This is a genomic window from Amycolatopsis sp. NPDC004747 (genome assembly GCF_053601335.1).
This window is the reverse complement of sequence record NZ_JBSGBQ010000018.1, coordinates 189492-211774: the sequence shown is the minus strand read 5'-3', so window position 1 is coordinate 211774 and position 22283 is coordinate 189492. Positions and strand designations below refer to the sequence as shown.

The window sequence follows — 22283 nt, the reverse complement described above, 5'->3', positions numbered from 1 at the left end:
GGGTGAGCGCCATGGAAGCCGTGCTGGCCCACCTGCGCTCCGCGATCGAACGCGGCGAGCACGCCGTCGGCGAAAAGCTCCCCTCCGAAGCCGCCCTGAGCAGGGAGTTCGAGGTCAGCCGGTCGGTCATCCGGGAAGCCCTCCGCGGGCTGCAGGCGCTCGGCATGACCGAGTCCAAGACCGGCAAGGGCACGTTCGTCACCGCGACCGGGCCGGCCGACAACCCGACCTTCGGGCCCTACTCGGCCCGCGACCTCATCGAAGTACGCCGGCACGTCGAGATCCCCGTCGCCGGGTACGCGGCCCTCCGCCGCAGCCAGGACGACCTCGACCTGCTCGCCCACCTGCTCGACCGGATGGACGCCGAGACCGACAACACCGCGTGGGTCGCCCTCGACTCGCTCTTCCACATCACCATCGCCCAGGCCTCGGGCAACCCGGTGTTCGGGAAGGTGATCGAGGAGATCCGGGACGCGCTCGCCCGTCAGTCCGCCTTCCTCAACCAGCTCGGCGACCGGCGCCGGCAGTCGAACATCGAGCACCGGGCGATCGTCAAGGCGATCGAGAGCCGCGTGGAGAGCGCCGCCGTCGCGGCCATGTCCGCGCACCTGGAGCACGTCGAAGCCACCCTCAACAGCATCGTGAACGGGGACCAGTGACCGAACAGACCCTCCCGGCCACGACCGGCACCACCGCCGACGCGGGCGACGCCGGCTACCACAAGGCCCTCAAGTCCCGGCACGTCAACATGATCGCCATCGGCGGCGCGATCGGCACCGGCCTGTTCCTCGGCGCGGGCGGCCGGCTCGCCCAGGCCGGCCCGGCGCTGGCCATCGTCTACGCCGTCTGCGGGCTCTTCGCCTTCTTCGTCGTCCGCGCGCTCGGCGAGCTGATCCTGTACCGGCCCTCCAGCGGCGCCTTCGTCTCCTACGCCCGCGAGTTCATGGGCGAAAAGGGCGCATACGTCGCCGGCTGGATGCACTTCCTCAACTGGTCGACCACCGGCATCGCCGACATCACGGCGATCGCGCTGTACGCGCACTTCTGGTCGTTCTTCTCGCCGATCCCGCAGTGGGTGCTCGCGCTGATCGCCCTCGCCGTCGTCCTGACGCTGAACATGGTGTCGGTGAAGCTGTTCGGCGAGATGGAGTTCTGGTTCGCCATCGTCAAGGTCGCCGCGCTGGTGCTGTTCATGGTGATCGGCATCTTCCTGCTGGTGACGCAGACGCCGGTCGACGGCGTCGCGGGCGGCCCGCAGCTGATCGCCGACCACGGCGGGATCTTCCCGGCCGGGCTGCTGCCGATGGTGCTGATCGTGCAGGGCGTGGTGTTCGCCTACGCCTCGGTCGAGCTGGTCGGCGTCGCCGCGGGCGAGACGCAGAACCCGGAGAAGATCATGCCGAAGGCGATCAACTCCATCATGTGGCGCATCCTCGTCTTCTACGTCGGCTCGGTCGTGCTGCTGGCGATGCTGCTGCCGTGGAGCTCCTATACGAAGGACCAGAGCCCGTTCGTCACCGTGCTCTCACACCTGGGCGTGCCGGCGGCCGACAGCGTGATGAACCTGGTCGTGCTCACCGCGGCGCTGTCCAGCCTGAACTCGGGCCTGTACTCGACCGGCCGGATCCTGCGGTCGATGGCGATGGCGGGCTCGGCGCCGAAGTTCACCGGCGTGATGAACCGCAACCACGTGCCCTACGGCGGGATCCTGCTCACCGCGGCCGTCTGCGTGCTCGGCGTCGGGCTCAACTACCTGGTGCCGAAGGAGGCCTTCGACATCGTGCTGAACTTCGCCGCGATCGGCATCCTCGCCACCTGGGCCATCATCGTGCTCTGCCACCTGCTGTTCGTGCGCAAGGCGAAGCGCGACGGCCTCGAGCGGCCGTCGTTCCGGCTGCCGTTCTCGCCCTTCACCGAGATCGCCACGCTGGTGTTCCTCGCCGCCGTCGTCGTGCTGATGGGCTTCGACGAGACCGGCCGGATCACCCTGCTCGCGCTGCCCGCCATCGCGGTCGCGCTGGTCGTGGGCTGGTTCGGCGTCCGCAAGCGGATCGACATGCGCGCGTTCGACCGGGAGGGCATGTGAGCCACGAACCCCTCGTCGAGCTGATCCGCGACGGCCTGGTCGAGGGCGTCCACCACGGCTCGGCCGTGGTGCTCGCCCCGGACGGCTCGACGCGGTTCGCCGCCGGGGACGTCGACTCCCCGATGTACCCGCGCTCGACGGCGAAGCCGCTGCAGGCCACCGCCATGGCACGGCTCGGCCTGCGCCTGTCCCCCGCCGGGTTCGCCATCGCCGCGGCCAGCCACTCCGGCGAGCCGATGCACCTCGACGCCGCCCTCGAGGTCCTCGACGGCCGCTCCCCGGACCGGCTCGGCAACCCCGCGGACTTCCCGTTCGACCCGGTCGAGCGCGACCGCTGGCTCGCCGAGGGCCGGGCGCCGAACCGGCTCGCGCACAACTGCTCCGGCAAGCACGCGGCCATGCTCGCGACCTGCGCGCTCAACGGCTGGCCCGCCGAGGGCTACCTCGACCCGGCCCACCCGCTGCAGCGCGCGATCGCCGGCACGGTCGAGGACCTGACCGGCCGGGGCATCGCCCGGGTGGCCGTCGACGGCTGCGGCGCGCCGCTGTTCGCGACGACGCTGCGCGGGCTCGCGACGGCCGTGTCGAAGATCGCGCTCGCCGCGCCCGGCACGCCGGAGCACCTGGTCGCCGACGGCATCCGGCGGCACCCGGAGCTGGTCGGCGGCAGCCGGCGGGACGTCACCGCGGTCATGCGCGCGGTGCCGGGGCTGATCGCCAAGGACGGCTTCGAGGCCGTCCAGGTCGCCGCGCTGCCGGACGGCACGGCGATCGCCTTCAAGATCGCCGACGGCGGGGACCGGGCGCGCTACCCGGTGCTGGCCGCGCTGCTCGGGCTGTGCGGGGCCGAGGTCCCGCCCGGCCCGGACAACCTGCGATTCACCGGAAACCTTTCTGTGGGGAGCACCGTATGACCACCCGCCGCGAACACGACCTGCTGGGCGACAAGGACGTCCCCGCCGGCGCGTACTGGGGCGTGCACACCGCCCGCGCCCGCGAGAACTTCCCGATCACCGGCACGACGCTCGCCGCCTACCCGCACCTGATCGAGGCGCTCGCCGCGGTCAAGGAGGCCGCGGCCCGCGCCAACGCCGAGCTGGGCCTGCTCGCCCCCGAAATCGCCGAGGCGATCGCGGGTGCCTGCCGGGAGATCCGCGAAGGCGCGCTGCACGGCGAGTTCGTCGTCGACGTCATCCAGGGCGGCGCCGGGACGTCGACCAACATGAACGCCAACGAGGTGATCGCCAACCGCGCGCTGGAGCTGCTCGGGCACGCCAAGGGCGACTACCACGTGGTGCACCCCAACGAGCACGTCAACCTCGGGCAGTCGACGAACGACGCCTACCCTACCGCGGTCAACGTCGCGACGATCCTCGCCGTGCGCGAGCTGTCGGAAGCGATGATCGTGCTGGAGAAGGCCTTCGCGGCCAAGGCCGTCGAGTTCCACGACGTGCTGAAGATGGGCCGCACGCAGCTGCAGGACGCGGTGCCGATGACGCTCGGCCAGGAGTTCGGCACCTACGCGGTGATGCTCGGCGAGGACCGGCAGCGGCTGAACGAAGCCGTCGCGCTGCTGCACGAGATCAACCTCGGCGCGACCGCGATCGGCACCGGCCTCAACGCGGCGCCGGGGTACGCCGAAGCCGCGTGCCGCCACCTGCGCGAGATCACCGGGCTGCCGGTCGTCACCGCCGCGGACCTGGTGGAGGCGACCCAGGACTGCGGCGCGTTCGTGCACCTTTCGGGCGTGCTCAAGCGGATCGCGGTGAAGCTGTCGAAGAGCTGCAACGACCTGCGGCTGCTGTCGTCCGGCCCGCGAGCCGGGCTGAACGAGATCAACCTGCCGCCGGTGCAGGCCGGGTCGTCGATCATGCCGGGCAAGATCAACCCGGTGATCCCCGAGGTGGTCAACCAGGTCGCCTTCGAGGTGATCGGCAACGACGTCACCGTCACGATGGCGGCCGAGGCCGGCCAGCTGCAGCTCAACGCGTTCGAGCCGATCATCCTGCACTCGCTCTCGGAGAGCATCACGCACCTGGGCGCGGCCTGCCGGACGCTGGCTGCGAAGTGCGTTTCCGGGATCACGGCGAACGTGGACGTCATGCGCGCCTACGTCGAGAACTCCATCGGGCTGGTGACGGCGCTCAACCCGAGCATCGGCTACGCGGCCGCGACGGAGATCGCCAAGGAGGCACTGGCGACCGGGCGGGGTGTCGCGGAGCTCGTCGTCGAGAAGGGCCTGATCCCGGCGGAAGAGCTGGCCAAGCTGCTGTTGCCGGAACGGCTCGCGCGCGCGAACTGAGGTACGGTCGGATCCGGAAGGATCGACTCCACTTCGGAAGGCGGGCGCCCGTGCTGGACCGACTTGTCGACAAGCTGCTCGGACTCCCCCGCGCCGAAGGGCCCAAGCCGGTCGTGACGCGCGACCTCGCCGTGCCGATGCCCGACGGCGTCACGCTGCTCGCCGACCGGTACGCCCCGGCCGGGACGACGTCGGCGCCGGTCGTGCTGATCCGCACCCCGTACGGCCGCAAAGGAATGCTGTCGAAGCTCTTCGGCGAGACGTTCGCGCGGCACGGGCTGCAGACAGTCATCCAGAGCACCCGCGGCTCGTTCGGCTCCGGCGGCGAGTTCCGGCCCTTCCACCTCGAGCGCGAGGACGGGCTCGCCACCGCCGAGTGGCTGCGCGCCCAGCCGTGGTGCGACGGGAACCTCGGCATGGCTGGCGCCAGCTACCTCGGGCACACGCAGTGGGCGATCGGGCCGTACCTCGACCCGCCGCTGGCCGCGATGTGCCTCGGGGTGACGGCGTCGGAGTTCGTCTCGACGTTCTACCCGGGCGGGGTGCTCGCGGCGGACAACATGGTCTCGTGGTCGGCGATGATCGGCCGTCAGGAAGAGCGCTTCGCGGCGCTGCCGAACCCGCTGCAGACGCGCCGGACCCGCCGGGCCATGGCCCACCTGCCGATCAGCGGCGCCGACGTGGCCGCGATCGGCAGGCCGGTGCAGTTCCTGCAGGACATCACCGGGCACTTCGTCCCCGAAGACGACTACTGGGCGATGTCCGACCACAGCGCCGAAGTGGCGCGCCTCGACGTCCCGGTGTCGATGGTCACCGGCTGGTACGACCTGTTCATCGGCTCGCAGCTGCGCGACTTCCGGATCCTCGCCGACGCGGGCAAGGCGCCGCGGATCACGATCGGGCCGTGGGCGCACGGCGAGCCCGCGAGCATGGGCCCGATGATCCGCGACCAGCTCGGCTTCCTGCGCGCGCACCTGCTCGGCGACCGGACGTACCTGCAGCGGTCCCCGGTCCGGCTGTTCCTCCAGGGCGCCGGGACGTGGCTGGACTTCGAGTCGTGGCCGCCGCCGTCGAAGGCGACCGACGCGCACCTGCGCCCGATCGGCGGGCTCGGCGAGGCGTTCGGGGACCCGGCGCTGCCCACGACGTTCACCTACGACCCGGCCGACCCGACGCCGGCGGTCGGCGGCCCGCTGCTCACCGGCGCGTGGAAGCAGCGCGACAACCAGGAGGTCGAGGCCCGGCCGGACGTGCTGGTGTTCACCGGCGAACCGCTGCCGTCGGACGTCGACGTCATCGGCGAGGTGTCGGCGACCGTGCACGTGCGCACCGAGCTGGGCCACGCGGACGTCTACGTCCGGCTCTGCGACGTCGACGCGGGCGGGGTCTCCCGCAACGTGACCGACGGGATCCTGCGGCTGCGCCCTTCGGACGGCGACGGCGACGTGGTCACGGCGGAGGTGACGCTCGACCCGACGGCCTACCGCTTCCGCCGCGGCCACCGGCTGCGCGTCCAGGTGGCGGGCGGCGCGTTCCCGCGGTTCGCCCGCAACCACGGAACGGACGAGCCGGTGACCTCGGCGGTGACCGGGAAGCCGAACCGCTTCGAGGTGTTCCACGACGCGGCCCGGCCGTCCCGGATCACGCTCCCGGTGTTCAGCGGCTGACGCCCGCTGCCAGACGAGTAATGCGTGACCCGGTTGGTGGGCGGGTGATGTGCCTTGAATCACGGAGCCGGGTGGTCATCCCGGAGCCTGCCCGTCCGGCGAGGACATCCTTTCTTCCCAGCCGCGGCAGCAGTGTCCTCCGCTCAGCCGCGGCAGAGCGGGTCCGACCTCCCCCGCCCCTCCGGTGGGACCGGACTTGCGCATCACTCGTCTAGGCGGTGTTCCCTTCGGCGTGGCTCTCGGTTTCGGGGGTGTGGAGCCAGCCGCGGAGCCGTTCGCCGCCGAGCTTGATGTGGACGACCTGGCTGAAGGCGTCCCGGTCGATACCGGGGTAGCCGTGCCGCACGACCGAGCGGTGCATCTCCTGCGAGACGGCCAACACGAGCGGCGCCGTCGTGTCGCGCAACTGCCGCTTCAGCTCGGGAGCGTCGACGAGCCGGCAGGCGAGGTCGAGGTCCTCACCGTAGGGCCCACGGCTGTCGTAGTGCACCTCACCGGCGTGTACGGCCACCCGCAACCGGAACGCGAGCTCCGGCCGGGCCTCGGCGTGCTTCTCGAGCAGGTCGTGCAGCGCCGGGACGACGGTCGTGAGCAGCAGGGTCTTGGGCAGCTGGTCGAACGGCCGGAGCAGGCACAGGGCACCGTCCCCGCGGTCGATGAACGGGTCGCGGTGCCTCCGGAGGACCCCGCCGATCGCGAGCGCCTCGTCGAGGAACTCGAAAAGGACGTCGCGGAGCCGGGCACGCACCGAGTTCGTCCGCATGGTCGAGTTCTCGATGTCGACCGCCATGATGGCCCGGTGCCGGGGAACGCCGGCCGGCGCCGTCATCCGAGCCGGTGGTTCCGGGGCTTCGGCGATGCGACGGCTTCCCTCGACCTCGTCGACGAGCTCGTGGATCTCCCACGGTTTGCGCGTGGCGAGCCGGCGGCGAAGGTCCTCGGCGCTAGGCCGAAGGTCGTCGGGGCGCTGCGGGACCGTGCGCGCTTCGAAGAGCCGACGGAAGTTCTCCTCGCTGGTCATTCGGCTCCCTCCGAAGAATCGCCTTGTCGTTTCCTTCGCGATACCGCTGGTGGCAACCCGGCGATGTACCCGTCGAGCGCGCCGCTCTCGCACAGCTTCTTCTTCGCCGTACGCAGCACCCAGCGCACCTGGTTCCGGCTCACGCCCATGATCCGGGCCGCCGACTCCTGATCGAGCTGGTCGACGTGACACAGCACCAAGGCCGTGCGCTCACCGGCGTCGAGTCCGCCCAGGGCGCGCAACAGGTCGATCCGCATCTCCGCGGTGACGAACGGATCCGACAGGTGGTCGTCGAGCAAGGACAGTTCCGATGGGGCGGTCAGTACCTCTTTTCCGCGACGCTCTTCGTGCCGCCAGTAGTCGGCCACTTTCTTGCCTGCTATCCCGAAGAGGATCATCGGGTGGGCTTCAGGCGGGCAGTCGGCGCGGTCGAGATAGGCGGCGAACGGCTCCAAAACCTGCCAGAACACGGCTTTGGCGTCGCAGGAGCCCGGAATGCGCCGGGATACGTAGGCGAACAGCTTGTTCAGGAGCTCGTCGTGGTGCTTGAGGAAGTGCTCGAGCGGATCGTCCCACGCCCACCTGTCCGCCCTTGGTTGCGACGAGTTGGCAGTGTCAGTCACCGACCACCCACTCGACGCTCGAGGCCTGCTCATCCGCATGGGGCATCTCGTGTCTCCTTCGGGCCGGGCGGACACCTACACCCCTTGTATCGCCCGCGGCGGCCGGTTCGGTGACTCGGAGCCGAACTTTCCCCGGATCGGCGCGGTCAGAACGGGACCACGCGGTGGTGGCTGGTCACCCGGCCGTCGTCGTGCAGGACGTGCAGCAGCAGGGCCGGCGGGCGGTCGTACTCCAGCGGGCCGCCGTCGGGCCAGCCGCTGTCCCCGCCCGGCTCGACCGGGAGCAGCGAACCCGACACCACGCCCGGTGCGATGCGCAGGGGGACGCCGGCGAACGTCGTCGAAGCGCCCGTGTGCACGTGGCCGGCCAGCAGCGCCTTCACCCTCGGGTGCCGCCCGAGCACCGCTGCCAGTCTCTCTTCGCCGGACTGGCGGATCGCGTCCACCAGCGGGACGCCGACCTCGACCGGCGGGTGGTGGAACGCCACCAACGCCGGACCGTCGCCGCCGGACAGCACGCCGTCGAGCCACGTCAGGGTCTCGTCGGCGAGGAAACCCGCGCCGCGGCCCGGGATCGTCGAGTCGCACAACGCGAACAGCACACCGCCGACCTCCCGGGCGTGGTTGATCGGGTCGCCGGACGCCGGCCGGTCGAGCAGTCCGGTGCGAAACGCCGCGCGGACGTCGTGGTTGCCCGGGCACAGCAGCACCGGCGCCGGGTGCTTCAGCAGTTCGGCGGCCCGCGCGTACTCCTCGGCCGTGCCGTGGTCGGCGATGTCGCCGGTGACGACGACCGCGTCGACCGGCAGCCCGGCGAGGTGGCCCATCACCGCCGCGACGCGGTCTTCCGCCCGGGCACCGCCGTCGAAGTGCAGGTCGCTCAGGTGCGCGATGATCATCCTTCGTCCTTCCCCAGGTACGCCAAGGCTTTCACCCAGTTGGCGACGAGCACCGCGGACGCGGTGGCCAGGTCGCCGTCGCGCAGGGCCGCGGCGATGCGGCGGTGCTCGCCGATGCTTTCCCCGGCGTGGTCGTGCCGGGCGAAGTACGCCGATTCGTAGCGCTTGAGCAGCGGCTTCGTCTGCTCGATCAGCCGCAGCAGGTGCGGGTTCGGGCAGCGCGAGAGCAGCAGCGCGTGCCACCGGTCGTCCAGTGCGGACAGGTCGCCGCCGTCGGCGAGCGTCATTTCGGCGGCGACGGCGTCGAGCGCGTCCGGCAGCCCGGCCAGCTCCAGCGGCGACGTCCAGCGCAGTGCCAGCGCTTCGAGCTCGGCCACCAGCGGGTAGAGCCGGCGCGCCTCTTCCGGGTCGAACGGCGGCACCAGGAACCCCCGGCCGGGCGCGGAAACCAGCAGGCCGCGGTCGGCGAGCCCGATCAGCGCCTCCCGCAGCGGCGTCCGGCTGACGCCGAGCTCGCGGGCCAGGTGCACCTCGTTGACGCGGGCGCCGGGCGCGAGCCGCCGGTCGAGCACGCGGGCGGTGATCTGCTCGATGAGGTCGCTGCGCAACGGGGTGCGGGCCATGCCGGGCAGTATTGCATACAATTGCCCTCTACTGTATTCAGTTTGTATGAGCTTCGACGTCGAACGCGCCCGCCTCGAGACCCCCGGGTGCGCCGAGGTGGTCCACTTCAACAACGCGGGCGCGGCGCTGCCCCCGGCGGTCGTGACCGACACCGTCGTCGGGTACCTGCGCCACGAAGCGCTGGTCGGCGGCTACGAAGCCGCCGCCGGGGCCGCGGATCGACTGGACGCGGTCTACACGTCGGTGGCTCGCCTGCTCGGCGCCGCCGTCGACGACATCGCGCTCACCGACAACGCGACCCGCTCCTGGCAGGCGGTGTTCTACGCGCTGCCGTTCGGCCCCGGCGACCGGATCCTGACCTCGCGGGCGGAGTACGCCAGCAACGCGATCGCGTTCCTGCAGGTCGCCCGGCGCACCGGCGCGGTCGTCGAAGTGGTCGGCGACGACGAGGCCGGGCAGCTGGACGTCGAGGAGCTGAAGCGGCGCGTCGACGGCGACGTCAAGCTGATCGCCGTCAGCCACGTCCCCACCCAGGGCGGCCTGGTGAACCCGGCCGAGGAGATCGGCGCGGTCGCCGAAGCGGCCGGCATCCCGTTCCTGCTGGACGCGTGCCAGTCGGCGGGCCAGCTCGACCTCGACGTCACACGCCTGAAGTGCGACGCGCTGTCCGGCACCGGCCGCAAGTACCTGCGCGGGCCGCGCGGCACCGGGTTCCTCTACGTGCACCCGCGGCTGCGCGAGCGGCTGGAGCCGGCCATGCTCGACCTGCACTCGGCGAGCTGGGAGTCGCCGGAGGAGTACGTCGTCGACCCGACGGCCAAGCGGTTCGAGGTGTGGGAACGCGACTTCGCCGCGGTGCTCGGCCTCGGCGCGGCCGTCGACTACGCCCTCGAATGGGGCCTGCCGTCGATCGAGGAGCGCGTCGCCACGCTGGCCGCGACGCTGCGAAGCCGGCTGGCCGACGCCGGCGCGCACGTGCACGACGCCGGGGCGCGCAAGTGCGGCCTGGTCACCTTCAGCGTCGAGGGCAGGGAGGCCGCGGAAATCAAGGTGCGGCTGGCCGAGGCGAACATCAACACGTCGCTGTCGACGCGCACCTCGGCGCAGTACGACTTCACCGCGCGCGCCCTGCCGGCCATGGTCCGGGCGTCGGTGCACTACTACAACACCGAAGAGGAGATCGACCTGCTGGTGCGGGAAGTGGAGAAGCTCTAGGGCGGCTCACGGGCAGCGGGTGCCGGGCGGGGGCAGCCGTCGGGTGGTGAAATAGGTGTCGGCATGGGCGATGACGCACTCGTCGCCGGTGGCGTAGAGCTCGTGACCGCCTCCGTCGTGGCGGATCGCGACGCTGCCGGGTACCGCCCGGACGGCGCGCTCGGTGGCTCCGAAGTCGACCCACGTTCCGGCGCCCAGCAAGGCGGGGAGGCCGCCGGGCAGTGGCCGCGGCGGGTTGGTCACCGGGGCCGGCCAGCCGAGGCATTCCAGCGCCCGCCAGAAACCGGTGCCGGCGCTGCCGGTGTCGGGGGCGATCCGGGCGAGCCGGGCCTGTGTCCCGGCGAGGTCGCGGTAGCCGGCGGGCCTCGGCCAGTCGAGGCAGGGCGTGAAGGGGAGGTCCCGGTCGTCGGGGCCGAAGCCGGAAGCGTCGCCGTCGCCGGCTTGCCGGATGGCGTCCGCCAACCGGCTCCAGCCCGCGGCCGGCACGGGTTGCTGCTCCGCCGCGACGATCATTTCCACCAGGTGCCACTGCAGTTGCGTGCCGTCGTAGGCGGTGCCGAACTGCGGGGCGGGGATCGGCGACCGCTCCGCGCGGGCGACCAGCGCGCGCCAGGTCCGCGCTACGTCCCGGCCGTGCAGCGCGCACGAGGTGTCCGAGGCGCACCAGGCGAAGAACCGCTGGGCCTGCCGCTCGTTGTCCCGGGCCCGCGCCCGGTCCTCCTCGTCCGGATCTCCCGCGTGGTCGAACCCGCCGTCGATCATCATCGTCCGCACCCGGCCGGGGAACAGGGTCGCGTAGGACTCACCGATGACGGACCCGTAGGAGCCCGTGTACAGGTTGACTTGCCGTTCGCCGAGGGCGCGGCGGACGGCGTCGGCGTCGCGGGCGAAGGTGGCGGAATCCAGGCTGTCGAACAGTTCCGGGTCCCGGGTGCGGCAGCCGTCGATCGCCGCGCGGTTGGCGGCCGCCAGTGCGTCGAAGCCCGCTTGGTCGCGCGGCAGCCGCGGGTACCGCTGCCCGTGCGGGACACCGGCCGGTCCGCCGCACACCGTGGGGCTGCTCAGCCCCGGATAGCCCCGCAGGTCCCAGGTGACGACGTCCATCGTGTGCCGCAGGCCCGCGAACGGCTGGAAGCCCGGGGTGAAGAGCCGGTCGCGCATGATCTCGATCTGGGTGCCGATCGGGCCGCCGTAGTTCACCAGCAGCGTGCCCTGCGCCGGGCCGTCGGCCTTCAGCCGTCCCACTTCCAGGGTGAGCCGGCGGCCGTCCGGCGCGGCCCAGTCCACCGGGACGGGGAGCTCGGCGCATTCCACGCCGTCCGGGCCGCCTCCGCCCGGGCAGGCACCCCAGACGAGCGCGGGCGTGCCCGGTGCCGGGTACGCCTGGGCACCGGCGACCGGCGGCGGCGCGAACAGCGCGACCACCCCGAGGACGGCCGTCAGCACCGCGCGGCGGCGGTTTCGTGGTCTGGTCATGGCCGCCAGGCTGCCGTGCCGCGCGGTGCGGGTACATCGGACCAGGGGATGTCATACCGTGGTCGGAGCAGCGGTCAAGCGAAGGCGTTCACGCCGGTCAGCTCGGCGGACACCGTCCAGAGGCGTTCCGCGAGCACCGGGTCGATCGCGTAGTCCTTCACGCCCGTGCGGGTGCCGTCCGCCGGCGCGGGCTCGGCGATGTCGCAGTCCTCGAGGTACACGCCGCCGAGGCCGTCGAGCTGCGCGGACGTCGCCGCCCAGACCTGGGTGGCCGCGCCCTGCTCCGGCGTCTTGAGGACACTCGCCGCGGGGCCTTCGGCCAGCATGCCCGAGTCGGCCAGCTCCTGGTCGGACAGGTGGCGCACGAGCGGCGTCAGGATCCGGCCGGGGTGCAGGGCGAACGCGCGGACACCGGCTTCGCGGGCGAGTTCGTCGAGCCGCACCGCGAAGAGGATGTTCGCGGTCTTGGCCTGGCCGTAGGCGAGCCACTTGTCGTAGCCCTGCCCGAAGTTCAGGTCGTCGAACCGCACGGGGCCGTAGTGGTGGCCGCGCGAGGACACCGAAACCACCCGGGCTCCGGTGCGGAAAGCCGGCCAGAGCCGGTTCACCAGGGCGAAGTGCCCGAGGTGGTTGGTGGCGAACTGCGCCTCCCAGCCCGGTCCGACGCGGGTCTCCGGCAGCGCCATGATCCCGGCGCTGCCGACGAAGATGTCGATTTCCCGGCCCGTGGCGAGGAACCGCTCGGCGAACGCCCGGACGCTGCCGAGGTCCCCGAGGTCGAGTTCGTCGATCTCGACGTTTTCGAAGCCCTGCAAGGCTTCTTCCGCCGTGACGCGGCGGCGGGCCGGAACGACGACGTGCGCGCCCGCGGCGACCAGTGCGCGAGTGGTCTCCAGGCCGATGCCCGAGTAGCCGCCGGTGACGACGGCGAGCTTGCCGGTCAGGTCGGTCCCGGCGACGACCTCGGCCGCCGTGGTGGCCGCGCCGAACCCCGAGCCGATCTTGTGCTGTGCGGTGGTGGTCATGCCTCCGACGCTAAGACCTGGAGCGGACTCCAGCGCAAGTTCAGCCCTTCAGCAGCTGCCGCGCGATCACGAGCTTCTGGATCTCGCTCGTGCCTTCGTAGATCCGGAACAGCCGCGCGTCGCGGTAGATGCGCTCGACCGTGACCCCGCGGACGTACCCCGTCCCGCCGTGCACCTGCACCGCCCGGTCCGCGACCCGGCCGAGCATCTCGGTGCAGAACAGCTTCGCCGACGACGGCCCGAGTTTGCGGTCCTCGCCCGAGTCGTACTTCGCCGCCGCTTCGTGGACCATCGCGCGGCCGGCCGCGAGTTCGGCGTGGGATTCCGCGAGCAGGGCCTGCACCAGCTGGTATTCGCCGATCACCCGGCCGCCCTGGCGCGCCGTCCGCGCGTACTCGACGGCTTCGGCGAGCGCCCGCTCGGCCAGGCCGACGCACAGCGCCGCGATGTGCAGGCGGCCGCGGGCGAGCGAGGCCATCGCGATGCCGAAGCCCTTGCCCTCTTCGCCGACCAGTGCGCCGGCGGACAGCTCGACGTCGTCGAAGACCACCTCCGACGTCCACGCGCCGGCCTGGCCCATCTTGGCGTCGTGCGGGCCGACGGTGACGCCGGGCGCGCCCGCGGGCACGAGGAACGCGGAAATGCCGTGGCTGCCGGTGCTTCCCGGCTCGGTGCGGGCGAAGGTGACGAACACCTCGGCGAGCGGCGCGTTGGTGATGAACCGCTTGGTGCCCGAGAGCCGGTAGCCGTCGCCGTCGCGGACCGCGCGGCTGGTCAGCCCGCCCGGGTCCGAGCCGGCCTCGGCTTCGGTGAGCGCGAACGACGCGATCGACCGCCCGGCGGCCAGCCGCGGCAGCCAGCGGGTGCGCTGCTCCGGCGTCCCGTGGTGCACGATCGCCTGGCCGGCGATGCCGTTGTTGGTGCCGAACAGGGACCGGAAGGCGGGCGTCGTCCAGCCGAGCTCGATCGCCAGCCGGACGTCTTCGGCCATGCCGAGGCCGAGCCCGCCGTACTCCTCCGGCAGCGCCCAGCCGAACAACCCGAGCTCGGCGGCCTGTTCCCGCAGTTCGGCGGGGATTTCGTCGCGTGCGTCGATCTCCGCCTCGCGCGGCACGATCTCCTTGCGCACGAACTCCCGCACCGCGCCGAGGACCTGCCCGAAAACGTCCGCGTCCATGGTCGCAAACTACCCGGAACACTGCCCCCGAGGGCACGCCCGGACGCGGTAGCTTGGGCCGATGCGCAAGCCGATCGCCGTTGTCACGGCCGCCCTCGCCGCGGCCCTGGTGCTTCCCTCGACCGCCTCCGCGACGCCCGGCAGCGGGGTCAGCGGCACGATCCTGGCCCAGAAGACCATCGGGCACACCGACTACACGCTGCGGGAGATCACCGTCCAGCCCGGTGGCTACACGGGCTGGCACTTCCACGACGGCACGCTGTACGCGTACGTCAAGGCCGGAACGCTCACGCACAACCTGGCCGACTGCAGCGTCGACGGCGTCTTCACCACCGGGCGCGCGTTCACCGAGAAGCCCGACCAGGTGCACATCGGCCGCAACCTCGGGTCGACGCCGTTGGTGCTGGAGGTCCTGTACGTGCTCCCGGCGGGCAGCCCGCTGTCGGAGGACGCCCCGGACCCCGGCTGCGGCTTCTAGCTCGCTCCCTGCTCCGCGACAGCCCGTTGCCCCCGCCGAAGCACCTGAACCGCTTCTTCGACACCGGCCGCGAACACCAGCCCCAGGACGGCACCCGGCGCGTGGCCGCCCTGCACCGAGGTGGGCGGTCCTGCGGCTACCTGTTCGTCGGCCCGGACCTGCAGCTGGAGTTCCTGCGCGCCGGCGACGACGGCACCTGGTACTACAGCGACCGCGTCGACCCCGAGGACTACGACACCGCCGCGGAACTGGCCTCCGGCGAGATCGACTGGTACGGCACGACCTACTCGGCCCGGTGGCTGCCCGGCCACGAAGCCCGGGAGATCGAGGCGTACTTCGACCGCGACCGGCCCCGCGGCTCCCGGCCGAAAGTGCGTGCCGACCCCGGTTCCTGAGCCGGGATTCAGCTCGACAACCAGCCGGCGGCGTCCAACCGGTACGCCGCCGGCCCGACCACCGCGCGCAGGTCGTTCTCCAGCGCCGCGATTCGCTCGGCGCCGACCACGCGTGCCCAGTCCGCGCGCAGCTCGTCGAAGATCTCCGCCGACTTCCTGAGCGCGTCGACGCCGTGTGCGGTAAGCCGGACGATCTTGCGGCGGGCGTCGGCCGGGTCGTCGGCGCGCTCGGCGTACCCGAGTGCCTCGAGCCGCTCCACCGTCTTGCCCGCCGCCTGCTTGGAAACGCCCAGGCGGCGGCCGATTTCCGACGCCGTCGCCCCCTGGACGCCGACGGCCTGCATGGCGAAGCCGTACGACGGCCGCACGTCGGGGTGGCCGCGGCGGGCGAGCTCGGCGTGCAGGCGGTCGATGAGCGTGCGGAAGCCGCCGAAGAGCAGGAAGGGCAGCTCGTACCCCGGCGTCTCCGTCATGAGGGGTTGCCAAACTCGACAACCAGGTTTACGGTTTCGACAACCACGTTGACGATTCTAGCTCGGGAGACACCTTGTTCGCCGATCACACCCCGGAGTCTGCACCGCCCGCCGCCCGCCCCGCGATGGTGGCCACCGCGAAGAAGTTCGGCCGCGTCCCGTCCGCCGTCGCCCGGCTGGCGACCTCACCGGAACTGCTCAACGGCTTCCTCAAGCTGAGCGCGATCTTCGAGGCCACGACACTGGCCCCCCTGGAACGCGAAGTGCTGATCATGACCGTGGCGGCGCGCAACGAGTGCCACCTCTGCGTGGCGATGCACACGGCCACGCTGATCCGCCTGTCCGCCTCACCGGAGCTGGTGGCGGCGCTGCGGGCGGAGTCCCCGCTGCCGGAGCCGCGCCTGGAGGCGCTGCGCGTCTTCGTCCACGCGGTGATGGACACACGCGGCGAGGTCCCGGCCGACGTCCTGGAAGCGTTCACCGGCGCCGGATTCACGCAGCGGAACGCGCTGGAGGTGGTGCTGGGGATCGGGACGTACACGCTGTCGACGTTCGCGAACCGGCTCACCCGCGCACCGCTGGACGACACCTTCGCCGAGCACGCCTGGCATGCGGCGTGACACCGGTCAGCGCGGCACGACGGTCGGGCCGTTCGCGTCGCCTTCGACCGGGGAACGGTAGGCCTCGGCGACGACCGCCACCGGCGTCCCGCGGCCACCGTCCTCCCCCATCGCCTCGAGCGTCTCGCTGATCCAGCCCGGGGTGACGTCCAGCAGGATGATCTTGACGTCCTCGACGCTGTCCGGCGTCGCGAACGAATTTCCCCGCCCGTGTCCGGTCCTCTACGACGGCTCCGACCTCCTGGCAAACGGACCACGGAGAAGGAGCGAGCATGGAGAAGCCGGCCGGACGGCGGGAGTGGCTGGGGCTGGCGGTGCTCGTGCTGCCCACCCTCCTCGTCGCCATGGACATGACGTCGCTGTTCCTGGCACTGCCGCAGCTGAGCGCGGATCTCGGCGCGAGCAGCACCGAACAGCTGTGGATCACCGACAGCTACGGCTTCGTCGTCGCCGGGTTCGTCATCACGATGGGCACCCTCGGCGACCGGATCGGGCGGCGGCGGTTGCTGCTGGCCGGTGGCGGGGCCTTCGGGCTGCTGTCGATCGTCGCCGCGTTTTCGACCGGGCCGGTGATGCTCATCGTCGTGCGCGGGGCGCTCGGGGTGGCCGGGGCGACGCTGATGCCCTCGACGCTCGCCCTGATCACGAACATGTTCCGCGACGAAAAGCAGCGCGGGAAGGCCATCTCCATCTGGGCCACCTGCCAGTTCGCGGGCGGCGCGGCCGGCCCGGTGTTCGCCGGCTTCCTGCTCCAGCACTTCTCGTGGGGCTCGGTGTTCCTGGTCGCCGTCCCGGCCGTCGCCGTCCTGCTCGTCGCGGGGCCGTTCCTGCTGCCCGAGTTCCGCGCACCGGCGTCCGGGCGGCTGGACCTGCCCGGGGTGGCGCTCTCGCTGGCCGCGGTGCTGCTGATCGTGTTCGGCCTCAAGCAGCTGGCCACCGGCTCGCTCGGCCTGCCGCTCGCGGCGATCGCGGCCGGGACGCTGCTGGGCGCCGGCTTCGCCCGCCGTCAGCTGACGACCGCGGCGCCGCTGCTGGACCTGCGGCTGTTCCGGAACCGCCCGTTCACCGCGGTGCTCGTCGCGCTGGTGTTCGCCGGGGTCGCGATGGCCGGGGTCGGCCTGCTGGTGACGCAGTACCTGCAGAGCGTGCTCGGCCACTCCCCGCTCGCCTCGGCGCTGCTGTTCGCCCCGATGGGCCTGGGCGTGGCGGTGGGCACGATGACCGCGCCGGCGCTGACCCGGTTCGTGACCCCGGTCACGGCGATCGCGGGCGGCCTGGTGGTGTCCGCCGCGGGCAGCCTCTCGCTGGCCGTCACCGACGGGCTCGGGCCGGTCGTGGCGGGCATCACCGTGCTGACGCTGGGCACGGGCCCCCTGTTCGCGCTGGGCATCGGGCTGGTGGTCGGCTCGGTCCCGCCGGAGCGCGCGGGCTCGGCGGCCTCGATGGCCGACACCGGCAACTACCTCGGCGGCTCACTGGGCCTGGCCCTGATCGGCCTCACCGCGGCGGCGGTGTACCACGGCGTGTTCCCGGCGGGCACCACTCTCGCCGTCGACGTCACCCGCCCGGAGCTGGCCGACCAGGCGAAGGCGGCGTTCACGACGGCGCTGAACGTGACGGGCGTGATCGCGGCGGTGCTGTTCGCCGGGCTGGCACTGCTGGTGACGACGATGCGCCGCACCGCGGCGGCCGTCTCCGAACCGGCCATGGCAGCGTGACTCCGCAGGGCCAGCCTCGCCGATGCGAACCGACATCCGAGCGAGCCCTCCGTCCCCAACGCGACCACGGCGGGGGTCCGGGGGCTTGCCCTCGGGCGGGGTCTGGGGGTTGCACCCCCGGGAGACACGACGGGGCGAGCCGGTTCGCGCGTTCCGCGAACACACCTCACCCCGAGAACCGTGGGCGCAGCAGGGTTCGAACCTGCGACCGCTCGGGTGTAAGCCGAGTGCTCTTCCGCTGAGCTATGCGCCCCGCGGCCGGCGGTCCCGCGGCAGGGACCGCCGGCCGGAAGATCAAACCAGTTCGGCCACGGCCTTCTTCCAGCCCTGCTGGTCGCGGGCCTCGCCCGGCGCGTTGACCTCGGCGAACCGGACCACACCGGTGGTGTCGATCAGGAACGTGCCGCGCACCGCCAGGCCCGCGTCCTCGTTGAACACGCCGTACGCGCGCGCCACCTCGCCGTGCGGCCAGAAGTCGGACAGCAGCGGGAACTGGTAGCCCTCCTTCTCGGCCCACGCCTTGAGCGAAAACGGCGTGTCGACCGAGACGCCGAGGACCTGGACGCCCTTGTTGTCGTAGTCCGCGAACTCGTCGCGGAGCTGGCACAGCTCGCCCGTGCAGATGCCGCTGAACGCGAACGGGTAGAAGACCAGCAGCACCGGCTTGTCACCCCGGAACGACGACAGCTGGACCGGCTGCTTGTTGTAGTCGTTGAGCGTGAAGTCAGGGGCCTCAGAACCGACCTCGACGGTCATACCAGCGTTTCCTCTCCCGAACGGACACGTGCCTGCGACGACAACCCTATCGTGTCCGCCCGGCGGGACCGGCTCAGCGCTGCTTCGACTTCGACTTCGGCGACACCAGGCGGGTGCCGATCCAGTTCGGGCCGACACTGATGTTGGCGGTCTGGGCCAGGCCGACGGCGGGCACCGCTTCGGCGATCTCACTCGGCTCGACGTGCCCGGGCTGTCCCGTCTTGGGGGTCAGCACCCAGATCACACCCGTCTCCTCCAGGGGGCCCCTGGCGTCGATGAGCGCGTCGCCCAGGTCGCCGTCGTCCTCGCGCCACCAGAGCAGCACCACGTCGATGACCTCGTCGGCGTCCTCGTCGAGGATGTCCCCGCCGATCTGCTCCTCGATCGCCGCGCGGACGTCGTCGTCGACGTCCTCGTCCCAGCCGATCTCCTGGACCACCATCTCGGGCTTGATGCCGAGCCTCTCGGCGACGCTGCTCTGATCAGCGTCTCCCGCGGCGACCACTGCTTTCACTCCTCCAACTACGACGGAGCGTGGCTTCGAAGCACCCGCGAAGGGTACGACTTCGCCACACTCGGCTACCCGGTTGCCGATAGCGAACACTGGTGAGGCTCCGCGCGCAACCGTCCACACCGGATCTTTGACAACTCGTGTCGCAGGATACGGCCCGCGACCGGGCGCCCGCGACGGCGTTTCGGGTGCCTGGCGCCCCCGGTCTGCCACCCCTGGAGGGGTCGTCCCCTAGGGTGGGGAGGAAGAAAACGCGCGCGCGATACACCGCGCGCTGGGAGTGGCTCGACCGGGTCGGCCTATGTTACCGCCAAGTAGCGGTGCGGAAGCCGGGACGGAAGACGACGATGGAGAGTCGTACACCCCCGCGTACGAGCACCACCGGCTACAACTTTTCGCAAGGAGACCCCTTGGCCCCGCAGAACGACGGCGCCTCCGGCAAGGAGACCCCGGCACGCGTACGCGTCATCCGTGACGGATTGGCGGCGCACCTGCCCGACATCGACCCGGAGGAGACCGCCGAGTGGCTGGACTCCTTCGACGAGGCCCTCGCGAGGGGCGGGCAGCAGCGAGCCAGGTACCTGATGCTGCGCATCCTCGAGCGGGCCCGGGAGCGGAACGTCGGCGTCCCGGCCCTGACCTCGACGGACTACGTCAACACCATCCCCACCGAGAACGAGCCGTGGTTCCCCGGCGACGAGGACATCGAGCGCCGCTACCGCGCCTGGATCCGCTGGAACGCGGCGATCATGGTGCACCGCGCGCAGCGCCCGGGCGTGGGTGTCGGCGGCCACATCTCGACCTACGCCTCCTCGGCCGCGCTCTACGAGGTGGGCTTCAACCACTTCTTCCGCGGCAAGGACCACTCCGGCGGCGGCGACCAGATCTACATCCAGGGCCACGCCTCCCCCGGCATCTACGCCCGCGCGTTCCTCGAGGGCCGGCTGAGCGAGTCGCAGCTCGACGGCTTCCGCCAGGAGTTCAGCCACGCCGGCGAGGGCGGCGGCCTGCCGTCGTACCCGCACCCGCGGCTGATGCCGGAGTTCTGGGAGAACCCGACGGTGTCGATGGGCCTCGGCCCGATGAACGCCATCTACCAGGCGCGGTTCAACCGCTACCTGCGCGACCGCGGCATCAAGAACACCGACGACCAGCACGTCTGGGCGTTCCTCGGCGACGGCGAGATGGACGAGGCCGAGTCCCGCGGCCTGATCCACGTCGCGGCCGGCGAGGGCCTCGACAACCTGACCTTCGTGATCAACTGCAACCTGCAGCGGCTCGACGGCCCGGTGCGCGGCAACGGCAAGATCATCCAGGAGCTGGAGTCGTACTTCCGCGGCGCCGGCTGGAACGTCATCAAGGTGATCTGGGGCCGCGAGTGGGACTCGCTGCTGCACGCCGACCGCGACGGCGCGCTGGTCAACCTGATGAACGTCACCCCGGACGGTGACTACCAGACGTACAAGGCCAACGACGGCGCCTTCGTCCGCGAGCACTTCTTCGGCCGCGACCCGCGGACGAAGGACCTGGTCAAGGACCTCTCCGACGCCGACATCTGGAACCTCAAGCGCGGCGGCCACGACTACCGCAAGGTGTACGCGGCGTACAAGTCGGCGCTGGAGCACCACGGCCAGCCGACGGTGATCCTGGCCCACACGATCAAGGGCTACGGCCTGGGCCCGGCGTTCGAGGGCCGCAACGCCACGCACCAGATGAAGAAGCTCACCCTCGACGACCTGAAGCTGTTCCGCGACTCGCAGCGGATCCCGATCAGCGACGAGGAGCTCGAGCGCAACCCGAAGCTGCCGCCGTACTACCACCCGGGCGCGAACTCGCCCGAGATCGAGTACATGATCGGCCGCCGCAAGGCGCTCGGCGGGTTCCTTCCGGAACGCCGTCCCAAGGCCGCCAAGGCGCTGGTGCTGCCGGGCGACAAGGTCTACGAGGGCATCCGGAAGGGCTCCGGCAAGCAGGAGGTCGCCACGACGATGGCGTTCGTCCGGCTGGTCCGCGAGCTGGCGAAGGACTCCGAGATCGGCAAGCGCGTCGTCCCGATCATCCCGGACGAGGCCCGCACCTTCGGCCTCGACTCGATGTTCCCGACGGCGAAGATCTACAACCCGCACGGCCAGACGTACACCTCGGTCGACGCGAGCCTGATGCTGGCCTACAAGGAGTCCGAGAAGGGCCAGCTGCTGCACGAGGGCATCAACGAGGCGGGCTCGACCGCGTCGTTCACCGCCGTCGGCACGTCGTACGCGACGCACGGCGAGCCGATGATCCCGATCTACATCTTCTACTCGATGTTCGGGTTCCAGCGCACCGGTGACGGCCTGTACGCGGCCGCCGACCAGATGGCCCGCGGGTTCGTGCTCGGCGCCACCGCCGGCCGGACCACCCTGACGGGTGAGGGTCTGCAGCACGCGGACGGGCACTCGCTGCTGCTGGCGGCGACCAACCCGGCCGCGGTGGCCTACGACCCGGCGTGGTCGTTCGAGATCGCGCACATCGTCAAGGACGGCCTGCGCCGGATGTACGGCGAGGCCGGCCCGGACGGCAACGGCGAGAACGTCTTCTACTACATGACGATCTACAACGAGCCGTACCAGCAGCCCGCCGAGCCGGAGAACCTCGACGTCGACGGCCTGCTCAAGGGCCTGTACAAGTACGCCGACGCCCCCGAGGGCGACGGCCCCGAGGTGCAGATCCTCGTCTCGGGCGTCACGATGCCGGACGCGCTGAAGGCGCAGAAGCTGCTGGCCGAGGAGTGGGGCGTGCGGGCCGCGGTGTGGTCGGCGACGTCGTGGACCGAGCTGCGGCGCGAGGCCGTCGAGATCGACCACGACAACCTGCTCTACCCGGGCAGCGAGCCGCGCGTGCCGTTCGTCACCGAGAAGCTGCAGGGCGCGAACGGGCCGGTCGTGGCGGTGTCGGACTGGATGCGCGCGGTGCCGGACCTGATCCGCCCGTACGTCCCGACCGACATGCTGACGCTGGGCACCGACGGGTTCGGCTTCTCCGACACCCGACCGGCGGCGCGGCGGAAGTTCCTGGTCGACGCCGAGTCGATCACCGTCGGGGCGCTGTCGATCCTGGCCAAGCGCGGCGAGGTCGACCAGGCGAAGGTGCTCGAAGCGGCCACGAAGTACCGGCTCGACGACATCGCGGCCGCCGGGCCGCAGACGTCGGATTCCGGGAACGCGTGAGCCCGCGGTCG

Annotated in this window: 21 protein-coding genes and 1 tRNA gene; 11 read left to right on the top strand and 11 right to left on the bottom strand. The window is 71.5% G+C overall.

The features are described 5' to 3' along the window. The first annotated feature begins 11 nt into the window (after positions 1-11). The 5 genes from ACWEGE_RS28425 to ACWEGE_RS28405 are packed head-to-tail and all read left to right on the top strand — an operon-like array spanning position 12 to position 6055. On the top strand, positions 12-659 hold the full coding sequence (locus tag ACWEGE_RS28425) for a FadR/GntR family transcriptional regulator (protein WP_449663509.1): 648 nt from the start codon (positions 12-14) through the stop codon (positions 657-659). Further along, the gene (locus ACWEGE_RS28420) at positions 656-2086 is read left to right on the top strand and encodes an amino acid permease (protein ID WP_449663498.1); all 1431 of its coding nucleotides are present in this window, start codon (positions 656-658) and stop codon (positions 2084-2086) included. Before ACWEGE_RS28425 ends, ACWEGE_RS28420 begins: the two co-directional genes overlap by 4 nt. Further along, positions 2083-3000 carry an asparaginase gene (locus ACWEGE_RS28415; RefSeq protein WP_449663497.1) on the top strand — a complete coding sequence of 306 codons (918 nt, stop codon included), beginning with the start codon at positions 2083-2085 and terminating at the stop codon, positions 2998-3000. Before ACWEGE_RS28420 ends, ACWEGE_RS28415 begins: the two co-directional genes overlap by 4 nt. Beyond that, entirely contained in the window at positions 2997-4388 is a 1392-nt protein-coding gene (gene aspA, locus ACWEGE_RS28410) for an aspartate ammonia-lyase (RefSeq protein WP_449663496.1), read from the top strand. The genes ACWEGE_RS28415 and aspA overlap by 4 nt, the downstream gene beginning before the upstream one ends. 50 nt (positions 4389-4438) lie before the next feature. Beyond that, positions 4439-6055 (top strand): CocE/NonD family hydrolase, encoded by a 1617-nt coding sequence (locus ACWEGE_RS28405; protein WP_449663495.1) that lies wholly within the window; start codon positions 4439-4441, stop codon positions 6053-6055. 211 nt (positions 6056-6266) lie between these two features. Here the strand turns inward: ACWEGE_RS28405 and ACWEGE_RS28400 are convergent, their stop codons facing one another. The 4 genes from ACWEGE_RS28400 to ACWEGE_RS28385 all read right to left on the bottom strand — a co-directional run bounded on the left by ACWEGE_RS28400 (position 6267) and on the right by ACWEGE_RS28385 (position 9221). Beyond that, positions 6267-7076 (bottom strand): hypothetical protein, encoded by an 810-nt coding sequence (locus ACWEGE_RS28400; RefSeq protein WP_449663494.1) that lies wholly within the window; start codon positions 7074-7076, stop codon positions 6267-6269. Further along, a complete protein-coding gene (locus ACWEGE_RS28395; protein ID WP_449663493.1) occupies positions 7073-7699 on the bottom strand; it encodes an RNA polymerase sigma factor in 627 nt (208 codons plus the stop codon). The genes ACWEGE_RS28400 and ACWEGE_RS28395 overlap by 4 nt, the downstream gene beginning before the upstream one ends. 146 nt (positions 7700-7845) lie before the next feature. Continuing rightward, the gene (locus ACWEGE_RS28390) at positions 7846-8598 is read right to left on the bottom strand and encodes a metallophosphoesterase (RefSeq protein WP_449663492.1); all 753 of its coding nucleotides are present in this window, start codon (positions 8596-8598) and stop codon (positions 7846-7848) included. Continuing rightward, a complete protein-coding gene (locus ACWEGE_RS28385; protein ID WP_449663491.1) occupies positions 8595-9221 on the bottom strand; it encodes a GntR family transcriptional regulator in 627 nt (208 codons plus the stop codon). Before ACWEGE_RS28385 ends, ACWEGE_RS28390 begins: the two co-directional genes overlap by 4 nt. Positions 9222-9267: 46 nt before the next feature. Between ACWEGE_RS28385 and ACWEGE_RS28380 the strand changes: the two genes are divergently transcribed. Continuing rightward, positions 9268-10437: an aminotransferase class V-fold PLP-dependent enzyme gene (locus ACWEGE_RS28380; protein ID WP_449663490.1), complete on the top strand. Its 1170-nt coding sequence runs from the start codon at positions 9268-9270 to the stop codon at positions 10435-10437. 6 nt (positions 10438-10443) lie between these two features. Here the strand turns inward: ACWEGE_RS28380 and ACWEGE_RS28375 are convergent, their stop codons facing one another. From ACWEGE_RS28375 to ACWEGE_RS28365, 3 genes are all read right to left on the bottom strand, one after another. Beyond that, the gene (locus ACWEGE_RS28375) at positions 10444-11913 is read right to left on the bottom strand and encodes an alpha/beta fold hydrolase (RefSeq protein WP_449663489.1); all 1470 of its coding nucleotides are present in this window, start codon (positions 11911-11913) and stop codon (positions 10444-10446) included. Between the two features lie 74 nt (positions 11914-11987). Beyond that, positions 11988-12938 carry an SDR family NAD(P)-dependent oxidoreductase gene (locus ACWEGE_RS28370; RefSeq protein WP_449663488.1) on the bottom strand — a complete coding sequence of 317 codons (951 nt, stop codon included), beginning with the start codon at positions 12936-12938 and terminating at the stop codon, positions 11988-11990. A 40-nt stretch (positions 12939-12978) separates the two neighbouring features. Beyond that, positions 12979-14115 (bottom strand): acyl-CoA dehydrogenase family protein, encoded by a 1137-nt coding sequence (locus tag ACWEGE_RS28365; RefSeq protein WP_449663487.1) that lies wholly within the window; start codon positions 14113-14115, stop codon positions 12979-12981. A 61-nt stretch (positions 14116-14176) separates the two neighbouring features. Here ACWEGE_RS28365 and ACWEGE_RS28360 point away from each other — a divergent pair, with 61 nt between their 5' ends. Both ACWEGE_RS28360 and ACWEGE_RS28355 read left to right on the top strand, forming a co-directional pair. Beyond that, positions 14177-14593: a cupin domain-containing protein gene (locus tag ACWEGE_RS28360; protein ID WP_449663486.1), complete on the top strand. Its 417-nt coding sequence runs from the start codon at positions 14177-14179 to the stop codon at positions 14591-14593. A 26-nt stretch (positions 14594-14619) separates the two neighbouring features. Next, positions 14620-14988 (top strand): hypothetical protein, encoded by a 369-nt coding sequence (locus ACWEGE_RS28355; RefSeq protein WP_449663485.1) that lies wholly within the window; start codon positions 14620-14622, stop codon positions 14986-14988. 8 nt (positions 14989-14996) lie between these two features. Here ACWEGE_RS28355 and ACWEGE_RS28350 read toward each other — a convergent pair whose 3' ends face one another. Continuing rightward, complete coding sequence (locus tag ACWEGE_RS28350; protein ID WP_449663484.1) at positions 14997-15461, bottom strand: MarR family winged helix-turn-helix transcriptional regulator; 465 nt, start codon at positions 15459-15461, stop codon at positions 14997-14999. Between the two features lie 125 nt (positions 15462-15586). Between ACWEGE_RS28350 and ACWEGE_RS28345 the strand changes: the two genes are divergently transcribed. Next, on the top strand, positions 15587-16081 hold the full coding sequence (locus ACWEGE_RS28345; protein WP_449663508.1) for a carboxymuconolactone decarboxylase family protein: 495 nt from the start codon (positions 15587-15589) through the stop codon (positions 16079-16081). A 272-nt stretch (positions 16082-16353) separates the two neighbouring features. Continuing rightward, entirely contained in the window at positions 16354-17799 is a 1446-nt protein-coding gene (locus tag ACWEGE_RS28340) for an MFS transporter (protein WP_449663483.1), read from the top strand. A gap of 181 nt (positions 17800-17980) precedes the next feature. Here ACWEGE_RS28340 and ACWEGE_RS28335 read toward each other — a convergent pair. From ACWEGE_RS28335 to ACWEGE_RS28325, 3 genes are all read right to left on the bottom strand, one after another. Continuing rightward, positions 17981-18052: transfer RNA gene (locus ACWEGE_RS28335), tRNA-Val, on the bottom strand. Positions 18053-18093: 41 nt separating this feature from the next. Then, on the bottom strand, positions 18094-18555 hold the full coding sequence (locus tag ACWEGE_RS28330; RefSeq protein ID WP_449663482.1) for a peroxiredoxin: 462 nt from the start codon (positions 18553-18555) through the stop codon (positions 18094-18096). A 73-nt stretch (positions 18556-18628) separates the two neighbouring features. Next, entirely contained in the window at positions 18629-19060 is a 432-nt protein-coding gene (locus ACWEGE_RS28325; RefSeq protein ID WP_003084504.1) for a DUF3052 domain-containing protein, read from the bottom strand. 416 nt (positions 19061-19476) lie between these two features. Here ACWEGE_RS28325 and aceE point away from each other — a divergent pair, with 416 nt between their 5' ends. Then, the gene (gene aceE / locus ACWEGE_RS28320; protein ID WP_449663481.1) at positions 19477-22272 is read left to right on the top strand and encodes a pyruvate dehydrogenase (acetyl-transferring), homodimeric type; all 2796 of its coding nucleotides are present in this window, start codon (positions 19477-19479) and stop codon (positions 22270-22272) included. Positions 22273-22283 lie beyond the last annotated feature (11 nt).

Excerpts from the sequence above, each read along its gene's own strand:
- ACWEGE_RS28350 (WP_449663484.1), bottom strand. The coding sequence starts at position 15,461 with ATGACGGAGACGCCGGGGTACGAGCTGCCCTTCCTGCTCTTCGGCGGC.
- ACWEGE_RS28340 (WP_449663483.1), top strand. The coding sequence starts at position 16,354 with ATGGAGAAGCCGGCCGGACGGCGGGAGTGGCTGGGGCTGGCGGTGCTC.
- ACWEGE_RS28365 (WP_449663487.1), bottom strand. The coding sequence starts at position 14,115 with ATGGACGCGGACGTTTTCGGGCAGGTCCTCGGCGCGGTGCGGGAGTTC.
- ACWEGE_RS28330 (WP_449663482.1), bottom strand. The coding sequence starts at position 18,555 with ATGACCGTCGAGGTCGGTTCTGAGGCCCCTGACTTCACGCTCAACGAC.
- aspA (WP_449663496.1), top strand. The coding sequence starts at position 2,997 with ATGACCACCCGCCGCGAACACGACCTGCTGGGCGACAAGGACGTCCCC.
- ACWEGE_RS28390 (WP_449663492.1), bottom strand. The coding sequence starts at position 8,598 with ATGATCATCGCGCACCTGAGCGACCTGCACTTCGACGGCGGTGCCCGG.
- ACWEGE_RS28370 (WP_449663488.1), bottom strand. The coding sequence starts at position 12,938 with ATGACCACCACCGCACAGCACAAGATCGGCTCGGGGTTCGGCGCGGCC.
- ACWEGE_RS28400 (WP_449663494.1), bottom strand. The coding sequence starts at position 7,076 with ATGACCAGCGAGGAGAACTTCCGTCGGCTCTTCGAAGCGCGCACGGTC.
- ACWEGE_RS28385 (WP_449663491.1), bottom strand. The coding sequence starts at position 9,221 with ATGGCCCGCACCCCGTTGCGCAGCGACCTCATCGAGCAGATCACCGCC.
- ACWEGE_RS28425 (WP_449663509.1), top strand. The coding sequence starts at position 12 with ATGGAAGCCGTGCTGGCCCACCTGCGCTCCGCGATCGAACGCGGCGAG.
- ACWEGE_RS28345 (WP_449663508.1), top strand. The coding sequence starts at position 15,587 with ATGGTGGCCACCGCGAAGAAGTTCGGCCGCGTCCCGTCCGCCGTCGCC.
- ACWEGE_RS28375 (WP_449663489.1), bottom strand. The coding sequence starts at position 11,913 with ATGACCAGACCACGAAACCGCCGCCGCGCGGTGCTGACGGCCGTCCTC.
- ACWEGE_RS28380 (WP_449663490.1), top strand. The coding sequence starts at position 9,268 with ATGAGCTTCGACGTCGAACGCGCCCGCCTCGAGACCCCCGGGTGCGCC.
- ACWEGE_RS28360 (WP_449663486.1), top strand. The coding sequence starts at position 14,177 with ATGCGCAAGCCGATCGCCGTTGTCACGGCCGCCCTCGCCGCGGCCCTG.